The following is a 16,346-nucleotide window of genomic DNA, read 5'->3' as shown; positions in this document are numbered from 1 at the left end:
AATGAGACTCATCATGACCGCCGCGGTGGCAACGATGACGTTCGCCATAGGCGGGGTCGCCCACGCCGGCGCGGCCGCCGCACCCGCGGTACCCGCAGCACCCGCAGCCCCGTCCGCCACCGACGTCGCCGCCGCCCGCGATGCCGCGAACAGCGCGCTCCCCACCGTCAGTCAGTTCTTCGCCTCCGGCGGCCGGAAGCCGCAGGGCGACGCCCGACAGCTCGCCGCGGCGGCCGCTGCGGCGGCACCCCGCATCGACAGCACCACCGTGCCGGTCTACTACCTCGCACCGGCTTTCGTCGCGGACCCGTCGTCCTCCGGGACGGCCACGCCCGTGGCCCAGCTGTCCTTCATGGCCACCGACACCGTGAGCGCGAGCGGTTCCCACGCGTCCGTGTGGACGGCGCGGATCGGCTCGGCGGGGTGGAAGGTCGTCAACATCGCGTCGGGCTCGGATGAGACCACGTACACGGCCCAGGCCGCACCGGGCGCCGCCGTGTTCGAGGAGCCGCAGATCGGCGCCTGGTACCAGGTGGCCGGCGGGCGCGTGCTGCCGCTGAACCAGACCGCGCGCGAGTCCGTCGGAAGCGGCGTGTCGCTGGCTCGGTACCACCAGCTCGTCCGCACCCGGTACGCCGACAAGATGCCCGGAAGCGCCTACGACAAGGCCGGGCGCGCGGGCGGGTTCCAGCCGCAGGCTCCGAGTCAGGGTTCGTCCACGAACACCGCCCCGCTCACCGCCGGCCTGGTGCTGGTCGGGTTCGGGGCGGCCGGTGTCGGGGCGGTGGCCTGGCGTCGGTCGAGAGCACAGCGCGGCTGATCAGAACTCCAATGCCGCTCGGCGCCCTTCAGGGCGTCGGGCGGCATGCCGGTTGTCGCGGCTCAGTCCGCGGCCGCCGAAGGCTTGCTCGCCTCGCCGGGCTCCTCCCCCGCCACACCGCGTGTTGCCAGGCCCTTGATCTCGTGCGTCAGGCCGAACGCCGGGCCGCCGATCAGCTCCCAGGTGCGGGCGATGCCGACCAGGAAGAACACGATGACCAGGACGGCCACGGTGTCCACCGCGTTGGTGTCACCGGGCCTGGCGATGATGGCCAGGCCGTAGCAGAGCTGGAAGACGAACGCCGCGGCGAGGGTGGCCACGAAGACGACGTCGCGTCGGTACCGCCACGTCAGGGCGTGGGCCCGCACCATCGAGATCGCCGAGCCGGCGACGAACATCAGGCCGATCACGGACACGGTCAGCGTGGTCCAGCCCACCTTGTCACCGGGCAGGAGCGCGAACAGCGAGACCGTCAGAGCGTTGGTGAAGGCGGTGAGAGTGCCGGAGGCCCGCAGGCGGTAGGTCCGGGCGTCAGCATGGTTGGCGAGCCTGTCGCCGGAGACCGAGATCGCGACGAAGAGCAGGCCCACCAGCGCTCCGGCGACGCCTGCGGACGCGGCGAAGAACTCGTGCAGGTCGGGGGGTGTCACCGGATGAGTTTACGGCGGCGGCGGGCAGGACAGCTCACTTGTCCTGATCGGAAACGCGGATCCGGCCGGTCCGTTTGACCGGGCTGAGGATGGGCGTCACCTCCAGCGCGCGCACGTCGTCGAGCGCTCCGACGGTCTCGGTCAGCAACGCGTACAGACCGTTGAGATCCTGAGCCGCGACGGCCACGAGCAGGTTGGTGGCCCCTGTCGTCGCGGCGGTGAACCGCACCTGCGGATGGCGGCTGAGGGCGCTGCCGATCAGCTCCGTGCTGCCCGGGCCGGTCGCGATCCACAGCAGCGCCTCACTGGCGATGCCGAGGAGGCTGAGGTCGACTTCGCAGGCCAGGCGTACCATGTGGGCCGACACGAGGGTCTCCAGGCGCCGGCGCGCCGTCGATGCCGAGGTGCCCAGGGCGGCCGCCAGTTCGCTGTAGCCGACGCGTCCGTCGATCGCCAGCCGGTCGATGAGGGCTTCGTCGAGCGGTTGGATCTCGACAGCAGGCCAGCGCTCCAGGTGAAGCCGGCGGGGAACACCTTCAACAGGTCGAAGGACTCCCACGACTGCACGTCGGCGGTGGCCGGCAGGTCCCGCAACAGCAGGGAGTTGCGGGCCTCGGGACCGTCGAGGAACAGCAAACTGCTGATCTCGTTGCCGCCGCCGAGGATGTCGACCCAGATCGTGTCCGGCCGGCGCGCCAGGCCGGCCGCGATCGCCTTGATGCGGCTCGGGCGGCAGCGGATCCGCAGGGCCGTCGGGATGATCCGGGGGAAGCGCGCGGGATTGCGGACCGCCGTGGGGCGCAGCGTGCCGTCGTGCAGCAGCGGCACGGCCCGGCGCACGATCGTGCGCTCGGAGAGGTCCAGGACCTCGGCGATCCGCCGATCCGTCTCGTCCAGCGTGTGCGTCGACTGTCTCACAATCACCAGTATTAGGACCAAGAAGGTGAGACGGATGACCATGACGAACCACCCGATCGTCGGCACCGAGTCCGGCAGCGTCCAAGGCGTCGCCGAGGACGGAGTCGCCGCGTTCCGCGGCATCCCCTACGCGGCCTCGCCGGTCGGGGACCTGCGGTTCGCGGCCCCGCAGCGGCACCCGAAGTGGTCGGGCCCGCGCGACGCCTCGCGCCCCGGCCCGGCCGTTCCGCAGGCGGCTTCCCGGCTCGAAGCGGTCATGGGACCGCGCGCCCGGGACTGGGACGAGGACGGCTCGCTCACCGTCAACGTCTGGACGCCCGGGCTCCCCGACGGCGGCTCGGCCGCGCGTGCCCTGCCGGTGCTGGTGTGGTTCCACGGCGGCGGTTTCAGCAGCGGATCCGGCGGCTGGGACTGGTACGACGGCCGGAACCTGGCCGCGTCCGGCGAGGTCGTCGTGGTCACCGCGAACTACCGCATCGGCCCGCTGGGCTACCTCCACCTGCCGGAGCTCGGGGTGGACAACCTCGGCGTCCAGGACCAGGGCGCGGTGCTCTCCTGGGTCCAGCGCAACATCGCCGGGTTCGGCGGAGACCCCCACGCGATCACGGTCGGCGGCCAGTCCGCCGGCGCCTTCTCGGCGCTGTACCTCGCGGTGTCGCCGGTCATGGGCCCGCTGGTCAAGCGCGTCGTCACCCAGAGCGGGCCGTTCGGGCTCGTACCGCAGGACCCTGCCGAGGCGGCGGAGCACGCGCGGCGGTTCGCCGAGATCCTGGGCCTGAGCGGGAGTCTCGACCTGCTCGCCGGGCTCCGCGCGGTCCCGGCCGAGCGCCTGGTGGCCGCCTACGGACAGCTCGCCGGAGAGCTTTCCCGGCCGGGCAGCGTCGCGCCGCCGATGTTCCCGGTTCTCGGCGGTGCCGGGATTCCGGTGCGGTGGGAGGAGGCACTGGCCGCGGGCCGGCTGAACGGGAAGCAGCTCCTGACCGGGACGACCAGGAACGAGATGAGCTCGTTCTTCACCTTCGACCCGCGGATCCAGGCGATGGACGCCGGCCAGGCGCGCGCGTTGGTGGCCGGGCAGATCGACCACGGCGCCGACCGATACGACCGCGCCGCGGCCGCACTCCCGAACGCGAAGCCCGCCGACGTGCTCACCGAGGTCGAGACCGGCATCGTGTTCCGCGACGGGAATCTGGCGGTCGCCGACCACCAGGCCGCGGCCGGCTACGCCGCCTACGTCTACGAGTTCGACTACGTCCCGGCCGGCGACCCGGCGCACATCGGTGCCGCGCACTGTGCTGAGCTCCCCTTCTTCTTCAACACCGTCGACGCCTATCCCGACGCCCCGATGCTCGGCACGCCGACCGCCGAGGTGCGCCGACTCGCCGAGGAGTTCTCCGGCGCGGCGGCGGGATTCGTCGCCACCGGGCGGCCTCGCGATGAGGCGTGGCAGGCGTATCAATCCGCGGATTCGGCGACGATCCGACACTTCGCTTGAGGCGGTGAGCGCCGCGTCGCGCGACCGGATCCGTGGCGGAAATACGACGCTCCGACCATGCAACGTAATACCGGGAACAAGGTCTTGAGGTCAGGCCTCTAAACATCTCCTGTCACCCCGTCGACCTGCGACGGACTGGTTGGACAGGCATCGCGTGCGAAGCCGCCCGCGCCGTACAGTGGTCCCGCCGGTGGTCTACACCGGTTGACAGAAAATGGGGGCGCGCGGTTCTCGCGCGCGCAGTGCGGAAGGGACTTCACCATGGTGTCGAAGTACGGGGTAACGGGGCGCGGCGGCCGGCAGGCGGCCGTCGTGGTGGGCGCGATCGGGCTGAGCCTGGCGGCGGCGCTGCCGGCGAGCGCGTCCACGCACACCGCCGATGCGGGATCCCACTTGCTGGGACTCAGTGTGCAGAGCTATTCGACCTACGACCGCGTCATCCTCAACGTGAGCAGCATCCCGGGTTACACCGTGACGCCCACCGACGAGCTGACCCGGGACGGCTCGGGCAAGGACGTCACCCTGCCCAACTCCAACACCTACCTCAACGTCGAGCTGAACCCCTCGGACATCAGCGGCTTCAGCGGCCCGACCCAGATCACCACGGGTGACCCCGAGGTGGCGGCCGTGGCGGAGCTGACCTCCTTCGAGGGATACACCCAGGTGGGCATCGGCCTGGACCACGCGTCCAGCTACACGGTCACCGTGCTCGACTCGACCCACCTGGCGATCGACGTCGCCCACTAGCGGCTCGTCCGCCGCGTCGCACCGCGGCTTCGCCCCGGGGATCGTCCTTCCCGGGGCGAAGCCGTTTCCGGCGGCCCGCTGCCAGGTTCGGCGGGAATTTCAACACACTCACAACGCTCTTCTCGTTCGTGGAGAACAACGCGACCACGGCCAACATCGACGTCAAGCACACCTTCGACGGCCTCGCGGCGACGGTCAACGGCTGCTGGGCGTAGGCGGCTCGCACGCGTGCCGCGGCCTGCCGGACCGCGGCACGCGCAGCCGGTGCGACGTTGACAGCTATCGTAGACAGCGTCGAAGGGAGCAGAACCCGTGGTCACAGAGAACCCGGTCAAGCTTGCGGTGCTGATCGACGCCGACAACGCCCAGCCCGGCAACGCGGAGACGCTGCTCGCCGAGATCGCCAAATACGGGACGGCGCACGTCAAGCGCGCCTACGGCGACTGGACCGGCACCAGCCTCAAGGGCTGGAAGGAGCATCTGCTCGCGCTGAGCATCCAGCCGATCCAGCAGTTCGCCTACACCTCCGGCAAGAACGCCACCGACGCCGCGATGGTCATCGACGCGATGGACCTGCTGTATTCGGGCCGCTTCGACGGGTTCTGCATCGTGTCCTCGGACAGCGACTTCACCCGTCTGGCCGCCAGGATCCGGGAGTCCGGGCTGATCGTCTACGGGTTCGGGGAGCGCAAGACGCCGAAGCCGTTCGTCGCGGCGTGCGACAAGTTCATCTACACCGAGAACCTCGCGTTCACCGACGAGGTCGTCCCGGAGACCGCGGCGAAGCCGGCCACCCGGACCGAGGCGTCGAAGCTGCGCGGCGACGCGAAGCTCGTGACCCTGCTCCGCAACGCGGTGGAGGCGGCCAGCGACGAGGACGGCTGGGCCGGCCTGTCGAGCGTGGGCCAGATCCTGACGAACCAGCAGCCGGACTTCGACTCCCGCACCTACGGCTTCCCCAAGCTCAGCAACCTGGTGGTCGCGACCGGCCTGTTCGACGTCGACCGCCGCAGCGCGGGCGTCGGCGCGCCGGCCCAGATCCGCGTTCGCGACAAGCGCTACGAGTCGCGGGCTTAGGCGGTGACACCGGCGAGAAGGAGCAGACCCATGACCGGCACCGCGTCCCCGTCCGACAGCACACCCCGGCCTGACGCCCGCTACGACCGCGGCCTGGCCCTGCTCACGCAGGTCGGCGGGGAGAACACGGCCCGGGTGCTGGCCGGCATGGCCGACATCGCGCCCGATCTGGCGCGGCTGACCGTCGAGTTCTACTCCGACATCTACTCCCGGCCGGGGCTGACGCTGCCGCAGCGCCAGATCCTCAACATCGCCGCGCTCACCGCCCTGGGCACGGCCGCCCCGCAGCTGCGGCTCCACATCGACGGCGCGCTCAACGTCGGGGTGACGCCGACCGAGGTCGTCGAAGTGATCATCCACATGACCGTGTACGCCGGGTTCCCCGCGGCGCTCAACGGGCTCGGCGTCGCCAAAGCCGCCTTCGCGGACCGGACCGACCTGGACTGGTCCCCGGTCCCGGCCCAGACCCCGACCGACGAGCCCGAGACCGCCGAGCAGCGCTACGCGCGGGGCCTGGCCGCGCTCCAGGCGATCGACGGGGAGGCCGGCGAGCGAGTGCTGGCGGCGCTGGCCCCGGTCTCGCCGGACTTCGCGCGGCTGCTGGTCGAGTTCTCCTTCGCCGACATCTACTCCCGGCCGGGCCTGGATCTGAAGACCCGCGAGCTGGCCACGGTCGCCGCCTGCACGGCGCTGGGCACCGCCGCCGCGCAGCTGCGCGTGCACCTCCACGGCCTGCTCAATGTGGGCGGCACCCGCGAGGAGGCGGTCGAGGCGATCATGCAGATGGCCGGATACGCCGGGTTCCCCGCCGCGCTCAACGGCATCGCGGCGGCGCGCGAGGTGTTCGCCGAGCGGGACGCGGCCGGCGCGTAGCCGTCTGTCGGAACCACCCCACCCCCCCCATATCGAGATCGAGCCCGGGGTGGCCACTGTCACAGTGGCCACCCCGGGCTCGCGGTTTGCGAAACGGAACAGTTTCGATACGATGTAGTTCCGAGACGCCACCGTTCCGATACAGATTCGTTCAGCAACTCCTACCGCAGTGAGTGGGGTGAGCACCGATGACCCAGACCGTCACCAGTACCGGCACCGCCGAGACCACGCAGGCCGGCCACGCCCCCGGGCGCAAGCGCGACTCGTCCCGAGACGACGCTCTGTGCCAGGCCGCGCTGGAGCTGCTGGCCGACGTCGGCTACGACCGCCTGACGATCGACGCCGTGGCCGCGCGCGCCGGAGCCGGCAAGGCGACGTGCTACCGCCGCTGGGCCGGCAAGGCCGAGCTGGTCGTGGACGCGATCGGCCGGATGAAGGCAGCGCTGGAGCTGCCGGACACCGGCACGCTGCGCGGCGACATGGTCGAGCTGACCTGCCACTTCCACGACCCCGAGGACGCCTTCCGCACCGAGGTCCAGGCCGGGCTGGTCTCAGGCCTGGTGCGCGACGCGAAGCTGCGCGAGGTGTTCGCCGAGCAGTTCATCGCCCCGCGCAAGGCCGTGTTCCGCACGGTCTTCGAGCGGGCGATCGAGCGCGGCGAGATCGCGCCGGTCCCGAACTACGAACTGATCTCGGACATCGTGCCGTCCATGGCCTTCCACCGGATGATCATGACCGGCCGGGCACCCGACGCGACGTTCATCCAGACGATCCTGGACCAGATCGTGCTTCCCCTGGTCACCGCCCCGAACCAGAGCAGTACCAAGAGCGGTACCCAGAGCACCGCCCAAAGCCCCACCGCACGTCCCACGAAGACAAGGACCCTCTCGTCATGACCGAGTCGACAGCACAGCCCCTGGATCGGGTACAGATCCTCGACCCGAGGCGGTGGCGGGCCCTGGCCTTCATCGCCCTGGCCCAGCTGATGGTCGTCCTGGACGGCACCATCGTGAACATCGCCCTCCCCTCCGCCCAGCGCGACCTGGGGATATCCGACGCCAACCGGCAGTGGGTGGTCACGGCCTACGCCCTGGCCTTCGGCGGTCTGCTGCTGTTCGGCGGACGCATCGCCGACCGCTGGGGACGCCGCCGCGCGTTCCTCATCGGCCTGATCGGCTTCGCCGGCGCCTCCGCGCTGGGCGGCGCGGCCGTCAACACCGCCATGCTGCTCGGCGCCCGCGCGCTGCAGGGCGCGTTCGGCGCGATCCTCGCCCCGGCGGCGCTGTCGCTGCTGACCGTCACGTTCACGCAGCCGAAGGAGCGGGCCAAGGCCTTCGGCATCTACGGCGCCATCTCCGGCGGCGGCGCGGCCGTCGGCCTGCTGCTCGGCGGTCTGCTCACCGAGTACGCGAACTGGCGCTGGACGCTGTACGTCAACGTCCTGTTCGCCGTGGTCGCGGTGGCCGGCGCGGTCTTCGAGATCAAGGAGCCCGAGGGCACGCGCAACCACAACCGCCTGGACATCCTGGGCATCGTGCTGGCCGGCGCCGGCCTGGCGTCGCTGGTCTACGGCTTCAACAAGGCCGAGACCGACGGCTGGAGCTCGACCACCACGCTCGGCTTCATCATCGGTTCGGTGGTGCTGCTCGCGGCGTTCGTCTTCTCCCAGACCCGGGTCGCCGCCCCGCTGCTTCCGCTGCGCGTCATCACCGACCGCAACCGCGGCGGCGCGTACCTGACCATCGGCATCGCGGTGGTCGCGATGTTCGGCGCGTTCTTGTTCCTCACCTACTACCTGCAGGTCGTGCTGGGCTACAGCCCGCTCAAGAGCGGCCTGGCGTTCCTGCCGATGGTCGTCGGCATGATGGCTGGCGCGACGCAGGTCGCCGTGCGGCTGCTGCCGAAGGTCCCGACCAAGTTCCTGATGGTGCCCGGCGCCGTGATCGCCGCCCTGGCGATGCTGATCCTGACCCAGATCTCGGTCGGCGGCTCCTACACCACGCACGTCCTGCCGGCGCTGCTGATGCTCGGCTTCGGCATGGGCCTGGTGTTCATGCCGGCCATGAACCTGGCGACCCACGGCGTCCGGCCGCAGGACGCCGGCGTGGCCTCGGCGATGGTCAGCACGTCCCAGCAGGTCGGCGGCGCGATCGGCACCTCGCTGCTGAGCACGATCGCCAACAGCGCCACCGCGAACTACGCCAAGAGCCACGCCGCGGGCGTCCACTCCGCGGCGGGCGGCGCGCAGCTGAAGCTCTCGGCCATGGTCCACGGCTTCTCCGTCGCCTACTGGATCGCGGCCGGCCTGCTGACCGTCGCCGCGATCTCGGCGGGCGTGCTGATCAACGCTCGGCCGCAGCAGCACAGCGGCCGCCCCGAAGGCGGTTCCGGCACCGGCACCGGTGCGGGGAACGCCGACACCGTCGAGGACGCGGTCCCGGTCTTCGCACACTGACACCCGCACAGCACGAAACTGCCCGGCCGCAGCACCACCCCCGCCCCGGCCGGGCAGTGGGGGAGATCGACATGCACACGACGTTGCAGGCTCCTACTCAATCCCAGGCCACCGGGCCCAACACGCCCAACACGCCCAACGCAGCCACCGCGGCCATCCTCGACGCGGCCCGCGAACTCGGCATCGCGCCGAACCGCGTGAAGCGGTTGCGCTCGCGCATGCTCACGGTGCTCGTGGCCTGCTGTGCCGGCCTCGGCGCCTGGATCGTCTACCTGGCGGTCTCCATGCCGACGGGCTATCGCTCGAAAGCGTGGTCCGCCGCGTGGGTCGGCTTCGACATCCTGCTGCTGCTCGCCCTGACCGGGACGATCGCGGCGGCGATGCTCCGGCGGCAGATCGTCGTCATGCTGGCGGTGTTCACCGCGACGCTGCTGTTGTGCGACGCGTGGTTCGACATAGTGCTGGACTGGGGCACGTCCGACGTGTGGGGCAGCCTGGCCTCGGCGGCGTTCGTCGAGGTGCCGCTCGCGCTGTTCCTGCTGACCCGAGCCCGCAAGCTGGTCCGGGTCGCGGTGTCGCGGCGCTGGCACGAACTCGGGCTGCCCGGCGAGCCGCCGGCGCTGTACCGGATCCCGTTGTTCTACTCGGGTGAGACTGCGGTGGCGACGTCTGCGGCCGCGCCCGGACCGGAAACGACGATCTGCGAATAGATCCTCAGTCGACGCCCTCACCGGAATCAGCCCCCTGACCACTGTCGGTCAGGGGGCTGATCTCGTCTCGGGCACCTCAGAGGCTGCTGGCGGTGATGTCGCCCTGCGAGGTGGTGGCCTTGATGGTCAGGCCGGCGCCGCCGCCTTCGCTGTTGCGCAGCGCGTTGCCGATCCGGCCGCAGGAGGTGGCGGCGTCCAGGATTCCGGACACGCCGTGGGCGGCGGCGACCGACAGGTCGCCCTGGTCGGTACGCACCTCGACCCGGCCGGCGTGGGCCTCGGCGACGGTGATGTCGCCCTGGCCGGTGCGGATCTGCGCCGGGCCGGTCAGGCGGGCCACGTGGACGTCGCCGGCGTGCACCTTGAGGTGCGCGCTCGCGGCCTCCTCGACGCTGACGGCGCGGTAGCCGCCTTCGAAGGCCACCTCGCCGAGGCGACCGGTGGTGTGCAGCTCCGCGGCACCGGCCCTGCCCTCGACGCGCGAGCCGGCCGGGACCTCGATCGTGACCCGCAGCGCACCGCTGCCGAGCAGCCGGTGGGCGTCGGCGGTCGCGATGCGCAGGACGCCGTCGCGGAAACCGACCTCGGTCTGGCCGGCGGCCTTGACGTCGCGGCGCTTCGAGGCGTCCGCGGGTGCGATCTCGACGAGCGTGTCGGTGCGGTCGGCGGCGATGACGCGGACGCTGCCGGCGGGGATGTCCAGGTTGACGAAGACCGGGCCGGGGGTGGCGAACTTCTGCATGATGCGCTCCTTGGTGGTTTCACCTCGGCGGGCCCGTCCGGCCCGCCCTCACGCATCTACTGTCGGCGGGGACGCTGACGCCGGTCTGACGGCGTCCTGACACGACCGCTGACACGGCCCGCTGTCACGACGCCCTCGCACCGACTGCCACCGACACAGCCCCGACGCGGCCACGGCCACCGTCGGACTCAGCTCACGAACCCCCGCGGAGCTTCGACAAAGCCTCCGCCAACAGGACCTCCGCGTCGGCGTCGGTGCGCCGCTCGCGAACGTACTCCAGGTGACTCTTGAAGGGAGCCGCGAGCGCCGCGCTCGGCGGGTTCTCGGGGTCCGGGCCGGCGGGCTGACCGCAGGCCTGGCACTCCCAGGTCTCCGGGACCGTCGCGGTCACCGCGAAGACCGGCCGCGTCACGTGGCCGCTGGCGCACCAGAAAGTTACGGTGACCTGCTCGACCGTGTTGCCGCGTTCGGACTCGCCCATCGGGCCCGCGCCAATCCTGCTGCCACGGATACCGCTGCTTCGAGCCATCGTCTGGAGCCTCCTGTGGGGTGACGGCCGGCCCCTGACCGAGTGGTCGAGCCGTACCGACATCACGACAGTACGCCGTCGCGGCCGTCACTCTGATCACGAAAAGGGAGCAATGCGGTCCGGAGGGGCGGTGGCCCGGGGCCGAAACCGGTCGATCACGGTCGCTCAGCGGGGTGGTTTGTCAGGGTTCACGAGAGTTGCGCTCACTCGTCGGGAGGCGTGCCGATACTCACGATCTCGCTGGAATTCGCGGTCAGTTCGCTGAGACACGCGCGCCGCTCCGGGTCGCCGCACCTCGCGACCGCTCGCCGGCCCGCCTCGCGATAGCGCGGTAGGAGTTCCTGCCATTCGGTGTATCGCAGGGCGCTGCGCGGGGTCGGCTCCCCGCGCTGGAAGGCGGTGGACGAAAGATAGTGACGCCCCGGCTGCGCCGAGTACCACGCGTAGGTGGCCCCGACCTGCTCGGCGAAAGTGCCGCGTTCCAGGCGTTCGATGATCCCCTCGTGAACCGGCCGGTGACCGACGGCCGCGACGATGCGCCGGATGAGGATTTCGTTGAAGCTCGGATTCAGGTCGTGGACGACGATGTCCATCAAGGCGGGCAGGTGGATCCGGGCCTCGGCCGGATGGTCGCGGAGATGCGTCGCCAGCGCTCCCCTCTTCATATTGGTCCTCCACCGGGACATAGCCATGGGCCGATCAAAGGCGTAAGCAGGAGGCTCTCGGGACAAGCGCCACTCCGGACGGAGGAGACCGAGCATCTCGTCCAGGCGCGCTTCGAACTCGTCGTACCACTCCGGAACGAATGAAGACGCTCCCATGCGATCTCCCGTGGATGTCTCGGCACTGATCGCAGCATGACGCAGTGTCATGCGATGCTCAAGGTCTCCTCAACGGGCGCGGCTCCGGCGTGCACGACGTCTTGACGAGCCCCCGGAACACGAGTTCAATCACGTCGTGAAATAAGGGCTTGCTCACGGTGTGAAACAAGTCTGTCATCGGGTGCGGCCGGTGATGCCCAGCGCTCCCGCGCGTGGGTGCCGTGAACCGGCCCGTCTCTCCCTCAAGCCACGTGGCGATCTCAGCCTGCTCCACCCCCGAAGAACAAACCAGTACAAGGCGGGAGAAGATGAGACACTTGCGCATCACGCGACTGTTCGCGCGCGGTCCTGCGAAACGGCATCGGGCCGGCGGTGCGAGTCGGACCGGCGGTGCCGGACGCGCGGCCCTCGGCCTGGCGATGATCTCGGCCCTGGCGCTGACGGGCGCGCCGTCCGTCGCCCACGCGGCCGGCAGCAGCCCCTTCGGCGGGACGGCTGCCGCGGTTCCCGGCACCGTCCAGGCCGAGAACTACGACACCGGCGGCCAGGGCGTCGCGTACAACGTCGCCAGCACCAACGGATCGGCCAACACCTACCGCACCGACGGCATCGACCTCGAAGCGACCACGGACACCGGCGGCGGATACGACGTCGGCTGGACCGCGACCGGCCAGTGGTTCGACTACACCGTGAAGGCGGCCTCGGCCGGGACCTACACGGTCAGCCTCAGACTCGCCTCGCCGAACGGCGTGACCGACGGCCTGCACATCGCCAACGCCGCCGGGACGAACCTGTCGGGCGCGGTGAACGTGCCGGCCACCGGCGGCTGGCAGACCTGGGTGACCGTGACGACCAGCGTCACGCTCCCGGCCGGGCAGCAGACGCTGACCGTGTACCAGGACAACGGTGGCTGGAACCTCAACAGCTTCTCCTTCGCCGGCGGGGCGAGCGGTGAAGGCCCCTACGGCGGGACGCCCGCCGCGCTGCCCGGCACGCTCCAGGCCGAGAACTACGACACCGGCGGCCAAGGCGTGGCCTACAGCGTCGCGAGCACGAACGGATCGGCCAACAGCTACCGCACCGACGGCGTGGACCTGGAAGCGACCACGGACACCGGCGGCGGATACGACGTCGGCTGGACGGCGAGCGGCCAGTGGTTCAAGTACACGGTCAACGCCGCGTCCGCGGGCACGTATTCAGTCGGGTTGCGACTGGCCGCGCAGAACGCCGTGACCGACGGCCTGCACATCGCCAACGCCGCGGGCACGAACCTCTCCGGGAACATCAACGTCCCGGCGACCGGCGGCTGGCAGAACTGGACCACCGTGTCGGCGAGCGTCACACTGCCGGCCGGCCGGCAGACCCTGACGATCTTCCAGGACAACGGCGGCTGGAACATCAACGACCTCACGGTCGCCACCGCCGGGATCGACAGCTCGGCCTGGTACGAGGTGGTGAACCAGAACTCCGGCCTGTGCGCGAGCGCGGCGAACGGCGGGACCGCCGACGGCACCGCCGTGCAGCAGGCGGCGTGCACCGGCGCGTCCAGCCAGCTGTGGCAGTTCGTCTCGGTGGCGAGCGGCGAGTACGAGGTGCTGAACCAGAACGCCCAGTCCGGCGGCGAGAGCTGGAACATCACCGGAGGGGTGACGGCCACCGCGGCCGGCGCCCTGCTGCAGACCTGGCAGTACGGCGGGACCAGCAACACCAACGAGCTGTTCGCGGCCAATCTGCAGTCCAACGGCGACTACACCTTCGTCGCCGACAACTCCAAGCTCTGCGTCGACACCCCCGGTGCCTCGACGGCGAGCGGGACGCAGCTGGACCAGAACACCTGCAACGGCACCGGCGCGCAGGCGTTCAGCCTCGTGGTCCCCACCGGCGGCTGCGGGACCAGCTGCGGCGGCACGCCGGACTTCGGTCCGAACGTGTTCGTCTTCGACCCGTCGATGTCGTCCTCGACGATCCAGAACCAGATCAACTCGGTCTTCAACTCGCAGCAGAGCAGCGAGATGGGCACCGGCCGCTACGCCCTGCTGTTCAAGCCGGGCACGTACAACGTGGACGTGCCGGTCGGCTTCTACACCCAGGTGCTCGGCCTCGGGCAGTCCCCCACGCAGACCACGATCAACGGCGGCGGGGTGCACGCGGACGCGAACTGGAACGGCGGCAACGCGACCATCAACTTCTGGCGCGACGCCGAGAACCTGACGGACAGTCCGTCCTCCGGCGACACGGTCTGGGCCACCTCGCAGGCCACCCCGCTGCGCCGGATGAACATCAACGGCAACCTGGAGCTGTCGCTCAACGGCTACTCCTCGGGCGGTTTCATCGGCGACTCTGTGGTCACCGGCCAGGTGAACTCCGGCAGCCAGCAGCAGTACATGTCCCGCAACGACCAGTTCGGCAGCTGGGCCGGAGCGAACTGGAACATGGTGTTCACCGGATCGACCGGGGTGCCGGGCACCAGCTTCCCGAACCCGCCGGACACCTCGGTCGGGACCACGCCGACCATCTCGGAGAAGCCGTACCTGTACGTCGACGGCTCCGGGAACTACAACGTGTTCGTGCCGGGCAACCAGGCCAACCGGTCGGGAACGAGCTGGAGCAACGGCAACACCCCCGGCAGCTCGCTGCCGATCAGCTCCTTCTACATCGCGCACCCCGGTGACAGCGTGGCTACGATCAACTCCGCGCTGGCCTCGGGTAAGAACCTGCTGTTCACACCGGGCATCTACCAGGTCAACGGCACCATCAACGTGACCCGGCCGGACACCGTGGTGCTCGGACTGGGCCTGGCCACACTGGTGTCCAACGGCGGCAACACGATCCTGTCCACCGCGGACGTCGACGGCGTCCACGTAGGCGGGCTCATCTTCGACGCCGGCACCACGAACTCGCAGGTGCTGGTGCAGATCGGGCCGTCCGGTTCGAGCGCGGGCCACGCCAGCGACCCGACCGTGCTGTCCGACGTGTTCGCCCGCATCGGCGGCGCGACGGTCGGCCGGGCGACGCAGACAGTGGTGGTCAACAGCTCCAACGCGATCGGCGACGACCTGTGGTTGTGGCGCGCCGACCACGGCAACGGCGGGACCGTCGGCTGGAACACCAACACCGCCGCGAACGGTTTGGTGGTCAACGGCGCCAACGTCTCGATGTACGGCCTGGCCGTCGAGCACTACCAGGCGGTCCAGACGGAGTGGAACGGCAGCGGCGGGCGGGACTACTTCTACCAGAGCGAGATGCCGTACGACGTGCCCGATCAGGGCTCGTGGTCGGACAACGGGGCCCGCGGGTTCCCCTCGTTCGACGTGTCCGGCTCGGCCACCGGATTCCAGGGCTACGGCCTCGGCGTCTACTGCTTCTTCAGCACGAACAACGGCATCGTGTCGGACAACGCCTTCACCTCGGAGGCCTCCGGTGCGAGCTGGCACGACCTGGTGACGGTCTCGATCACCAACGCCGGATCGATCGCGAACGTGATCAACGGCGTCGGCGGTCCTACCCCGAGCAACACCTCGGCGGTGGACGTGACCAGTTACCCGTAGTCGAAATCGCTTGATAGTGGCGGGTTCGCGAGTCTGAGGACTCGCGGGCCCGCTACTCCGCTAGTTCGGCGGCCTGCTGACGGAGCGCGTGGGCGAGGGCGTCCGTCGCCGGCGCGGTGGGGCCGGGCAGGCGCACCAGGCTGATCCGCCGCCGTTCGTCGGGGACGTCGTCGATGGTGACCAGGCGAATGCCCAAGGGGACCGCGGACAACAGCGTCGAAGGCACGGTCGTGATGCCGGCTCCGGCCGCGACCAAGTGCAGTTTGGTCAGCCAGTCGCGCGCCGCGTGGTGGACGCGGGGGCGGCCGGGCAGTCCCGGCCAGATACCGAGCAAGGGCTCGTCGACGCCGGCCGGGCTGGCGATCCAGGTCTGGCCGGCGAGGTCGTCGGTGGTGACGGTGGCACGGTCGGCGAAGCTGCCGTCAGCGGGCACCGCCAGGACCAGGCGGTCGTCCAGCAACGGCTCCACATGCAGCGGCGGATCGTCGGTGTCCGGCGAGCGGAACGGCGGCCGGGAGGACAGCAGCGCGAGATCGAGGGCGCCGGTGCGTAGCGCCCGCACCAGCGACGGTGTGGTGCCCTCGCGGGTGGTGACCTCGATCTGCGGGCGTTCGCGGCGCAGCATCGCCAGCGCACCGGCCACGACGACGGCTCCGGCGGCCGGGATGAAGCCGAGGCGGACACGGCCGGTGTCGTCCTGCTCGCCGCGCAGCTCCCGGTCCGCCGCCTCCAGGGCGTCCAGCGCGGTCACGGCGTGCCGCAGCAGCGCGCGCCCGGCAGCCGTGAGCCGCACGCCGCCGGGATAGCGGTCGAACAGCCGGGCACCGGCGGCCTGTTCCAGCGCGGCCACCTGCCGGGAGACGGCCGACTGCGTGTAGCCCAGCGCTTCACCGGCCGCGGTGAAGGTGCCGCGCTCGGCGACCTCGCGCAGCACCCGCAGGCCGACCAGCGACACATCCAT

15 protein-coding genes and 1 pseudogene are annotated in these 16,346 nt (G+C 70.6%); 9 read left to right on the top strand and 7 right to left on the bottom strand.

Features of this window, described 5'->3' with window-relative positions; all coding sequences use genetic code 11:
• Position 1 precedes the first annotated feature (1 nt).
• A complete protein-coding gene (locus tag ABH935_RS22265; RefSeq protein ID WP_370379844.1) occupies positions 2–820 on the top strand; it encodes a hypothetical protein in 819 nt (272 codons plus the stop codon).
• A gap of 62 nt (positions 821–882) precedes the next feature.
• Here the strand turns inward: ABH935_RS22265 and ABH935_RS22260 are convergent, their stop codons facing one another.
• From ABH935_RS22260 to ABH935_RS22250, 3 genes and pseudogenes are all read right to left on the bottom strand, one after another.
• Positions 883–1,470: a hypothetical protein gene (locus ABH935_RS22260; protein WP_370379843.1), complete on the bottom strand. Its 588-nt coding sequence runs from the start codon at positions 1,468–1,470 to the stop codon at positions 883–885.
• A 34-nt stretch (positions 1,471–1,504) separates the two neighbouring features.
• Positions 1,505–1,699, bottom strand: a complete 195-nt coding sequence (locus ABH935_RS22255) for a hypothetical protein (RefSeq protein WP_370379931.1) — start codon at positions 1,697–1,699, stop codon at positions 1,505–1,507.
• A gap of 192 nt (positions 1,700–1,891) precedes the next feature.
• Positions 1,892–2,029: pseudogene (locus ABH935_RS22250) on the bottom strand (hypothetical protein); the annotation flags it as partial.
• Between the two features lie 393 nt (positions 2,030–2,422).
• On the opposite strand from ABH935_RS22250, the gene ABH935_RS22245 reads away from it, so the two are divergent.
• From ABH935_RS22245 to ABH935_RS22215, 7 genes are all read left to right on the top strand, one after another.
• On the top strand, positions 2,423–3,883 hold the full coding sequence (locus ABH935_RS22245) for a carboxylesterase/lipase family protein (RefSeq protein WP_370379842.1): 1,461 nt from the start codon (positions 2,423–2,425) through the stop codon (positions 3,881–3,883).
• A 261-nt stretch (positions 3,884–4,144) separates the two neighbouring features.
• Entirely contained in the window at positions 4,145–4,630 is a 486-nt protein-coding gene (locus tag ABH935_RS22240; RefSeq protein WP_370379841.1) for a hypothetical protein, read from the top strand.
• A 312-nt stretch (positions 4,631–4,942) separates the two neighbouring features.
• The gene (locus ABH935_RS22235) at positions 4,943–5,707 is read left to right on the top strand and encodes an NYN domain-containing protein (RefSeq protein ID WP_370379840.1); all 765 of its coding nucleotides are present in this window, start codon (positions 4,943–4,945) and stop codon (positions 5,705–5,707) included.
• A 30-nt stretch (positions 5,708–5,737) separates the two neighbouring features.
• Positions 5,738–6,580, top strand: a complete 843-nt coding sequence (locus tag ABH935_RS22230; protein WP_370379839.1) for a carboxymuconolactone decarboxylase family protein — start codon at positions 5,738–5,740, stop codon at positions 6,578–6,580.
• 188 nt (positions 6,581–6,768) lie between these two features.
• Positions 6,769–7,476, top strand: a complete 708-nt coding sequence (locus tag ABH935_RS22225; RefSeq protein WP_370379838.1) for a TetR/AcrR family transcriptional regulator — start codon at positions 6,769–6,771, stop codon at positions 7,474–7,476.
• Positions 7,473–9,035: an MFS transporter gene (locus tag ABH935_RS22220; RefSeq protein ID WP_370379837.1), complete on the top strand. Its 1,563-nt coding sequence runs from the start codon at positions 7,473–7,475 to the stop codon at positions 9,033–9,035. Before ABH935_RS22225 ends, ABH935_RS22220 begins: the two co-directional genes overlap by 4 nt.
• Before the next feature lie 71 nt (positions 9,036–9,106).
• Complete coding sequence (locus ABH935_RS22215) at positions 9,107–9,745, top strand: hypothetical protein (RefSeq protein ID WP_370379836.1); 639 nt, start codon at positions 9,107–9,109, stop codon at positions 9,743–9,745.
• A gap of 76 nt (positions 9,746–9,821) precedes the next feature.
• Here the strand turns inward: ABH935_RS22215 and ABH935_RS22210 are convergent, their stop codons facing one another.
• The 3 genes from ABH935_RS22210 to ABH935_RS22200 all read right to left on the bottom strand — a co-directional run bounded on the left by ABH935_RS22210 (position 9,822) and on the right by ABH935_RS22200 (position 11,609).
• Positions 9,822–10,487, bottom strand: a complete 666-nt coding sequence (locus ABH935_RS22210; RefSeq protein ID WP_370379835.1) for a DUF4097 family beta strand repeat-containing protein — start codon at positions 10,485–10,487, stop codon at positions 9,822–9,824.
• A gap of 193 nt (positions 10,488–10,680) precedes the next feature.
• The gene (locus ABH935_RS22205; protein ID WP_370379834.1) at positions 10,681–11,016 is read right to left on the bottom strand and encodes an RNA polymerase-binding protein RbpA; all 336 of its coding nucleotides are present in this window, start codon (positions 11,014–11,016) and stop codon (positions 10,681–10,683) included.
• 203 nt (positions 11,017–11,219) lie between these two features.
• The gene (locus ABH935_RS22200) at positions 11,220–11,609 is read right to left on the bottom strand and encodes a hypothetical protein (protein WP_370379833.1); all 390 of its coding nucleotides are present in this window, start codon (positions 11,607–11,609) and stop codon (positions 11,220–11,222) included.
• A 545-nt stretch (positions 11,610–12,154) separates the two neighbouring features.
• Between ABH935_RS22200 and ABH935_RS22195 the strand changes: the two genes are divergently transcribed.
• Entirely contained in the window at positions 12,155–15,385 is a 3,231-nt protein-coding gene (locus ABH935_RS22195; protein ID WP_370379832.1) for a carbohydrate-binding protein, read from the top strand.
• A 52-nt stretch (positions 15,386–15,437) separates the two neighbouring features.
• On the opposite strand, the gene ABH935_RS22190 is transcribed toward ABH935_RS22195, so the two are convergent.
• Entirely contained in the window at positions 15,438–16,346 is a 909-nt protein-coding gene (locus tag ABH935_RS22190) for a LysR family transcriptional regulator (protein ID WP_370379831.1), read from the bottom strand.

Origin of the sequence: Catenulispora sp. GAS73 (genome assembly GCF_041262085.1) — a bacterium.
GTDB lineage: Bacteria > Actinomycetota > Actinomycetes > Streptomycetales > Catenulisporaceae > Catenulispora.
This window is presented reverse-complemented; position numbering and strand designations above follow the sequence as displayed.